The organism is Pseudomonadota bacterium, from assembly GCA_022361155.1.
In the GTDB taxonomy this organism is placed as follows: Bacteria; Myxococcota_A; Polyangia; order Polyangiales; family JAKSBK01; genus JAKSBK01.
The window spans coordinates 1-1,581 of sequence record JAKSBK010000567.1; the positions used below are offsets into that span (position 1 = coordinate 1).

Sequence of the window (1,581 nt, forward strand, 5' to 3'; positions counted from 1 at the left end):
AGGCGCCGGCCCGGCTTGCGCGACGCCTTGCCCGGAGCAGCCGGCTGGCTGCGAGCAGGGAAGCGCACGCGTAGGAAAACACGCTGAGGCCGCCCAGAAAGACCACGACGAGCATGTGGTGCGCCGCGCCCGCCAACGCGAACAGGAAGGTGAGCATCACGAAGGAGTCGCGCCGCAGCAGGCGCCGCGCCCGCCAGAATCCAGGCATAACCGCCTTGCGCCGCGAGCGCTCCGGCCACAAGCCCGAGCCCGATGCACAGCAGCGAGATATGGTTCGGCGTGATCCGCGTGTCGACCAGCCCCGGAAACGCCAACATTGTCCTGAACGTACGGTATTGCGAGCGGGCCGGAGGCTGGTGTGACCGATGCGGGCTAGGTTCCTCGAGCTCGTTCCAGCCAGTTGTCCACGCGCAGGCCCTGAACGGATCCGTCCAGGAGCCCACCATCGTCGGTAACCAGCACGGCTTCGTGTTCGAGAGCCGTACACGCGATCACCAGGTCGAAGTCGCTCTTGGTGATGCCTTTGCTCTGGAGCGCCGCCCTGATGGCTCCATACCTTTCGACGATGGCACGGTTGACGTTCAGGACGCGAAACGAGCGGGTGAGCCTGGCGATTCGGCCGAGGTTCTCGCGCTTGCGCCTCGACCGGTGCGCACCATACACAAGCTCTCCGACTACGACCACCGGAATCCCAACGTCCAGGGCAGCGATTCGGGCGAGGTGCTCAACAACGGAGGCGCGCCCGTTGAGGGCGGCGATGACCATATTGGAATCGAGAACGAATCTCACAGATCCGGCACGCGCCGAGTGCTGCCTTGCCTGCGGCATTGGGTGAGGATTTGGGCGATCTCGTCGCTATCCTCGCCCTCCCAAGGTCCGAGTTCCTCGAAGATAGCGGCTGCGGTGCGGTTCGCCTCTTCGCGCACAACCCGAATCTCCACGGCCAAGCCCTGCACCTCAGTCCGCACGTGCGCCGTAGGGTCTTTTCGCAGAGCCGCAACGGCTTCGTCCAGGCTCTTTGTTGCAGTCGCTTTGGCAGCCATTCTCCTGGATCTTGCACCGGATTCCAGGCTCCGGCAACCGGCCGTAACCGGCGGCGCTGCGAACGGGTCGCTCCCCGCTGTCGCAACAATCCAAGGTGACAATGGCCTTGTTCGTCTTCGACGAGTTGGCATGGGCGAGCACCTCCTCTCTCGACACCCCAAGGTCAAACGCTTGCGCATCCTGGGTTGCGATGTGCCCGTGGGAGGCGGTGGAGCATTTCGTGCCCGGAGAAGTGTCGATACGCGACCTCTGCTGGCTGGCCAAATAGCCCACTCGACCACGACCACGCTCACGTTCACGTCTACGGCCACGACGGGGTTCTGCGACACAACGCATTGAAGACACTTGCTGGTGTCCCGCGGAGGTTGGCGAGCAACGAGGGCGACCCCCCCTTTAGCGCTAACGCTCAGGCTGCGTCGGGCTCGGAGAACGAGACGTTGAGCTCCAGGCCGAGGGCCTTTGATGCCTTGGCGAGAGTGCTCAGCGTGACCGAGGTGTCGGACGGATCGAGCAGCCGATGCACCACGGTCCGGCTGG

General features: G+C 64.5%; 4 protein-coding genes. 1 reads left to right on the plus strand and 3 read right to left on the minus strand.

Going from position 1 to position 1,581, the window contains the following annotated elements; translation table 11 throughout:
* The 3 genes from MJD61_21340 to MJD61_21350 form a co-directional block, all read right to left on the minus strand.
* A partial coding sequence (locus MJD61_21340; GenBank protein MCG8557804.1) for a hypothetical protein occupies positions 1 to 208 on the minus strand: 208 nt, incomplete at its 3' end.
* Between the two features lie 164 nt (positions 209 to 372).
* Positions 373 to 789 (minus strand): PIN domain-containing protein, encoded by a 417-nt coding sequence (locus MJD61_21345; protein MCG8557805.1) that lies wholly within the window; start codon positions 787 to 789, stop codon positions 373 to 375.
* Positions 786 to 1,043 (minus strand): hypothetical protein, encoded by a 258-nt coding sequence (locus tag MJD61_21350; GenBank protein MCG8557806.1) that lies wholly within the window; start codon positions 1,041 to 1,043, stop codon positions 786 to 788. Before MJD61_21350 ends, MJD61_21345 begins: the two co-directional genes overlap by 4 nt.
* A gap of 130 nt (positions 1,044 to 1,173) precedes the next feature.
* Here MJD61_21350 and MJD61_21355 point away from each other — a divergent pair, with 130 nt between their 5' ends.
* The gene (locus tag MJD61_21355) at positions 1,174 to 1,383 is read left to right on the plus strand and encodes a hypothetical protein (protein ID MCG8557807.1); all 210 of its coding nucleotides are present in this window, start codon (positions 1,174 to 1,176) and stop codon (positions 1,381 to 1,383) included.
* Positions 1,384 to 1,581: the final 198 nt, after the last annotated feature.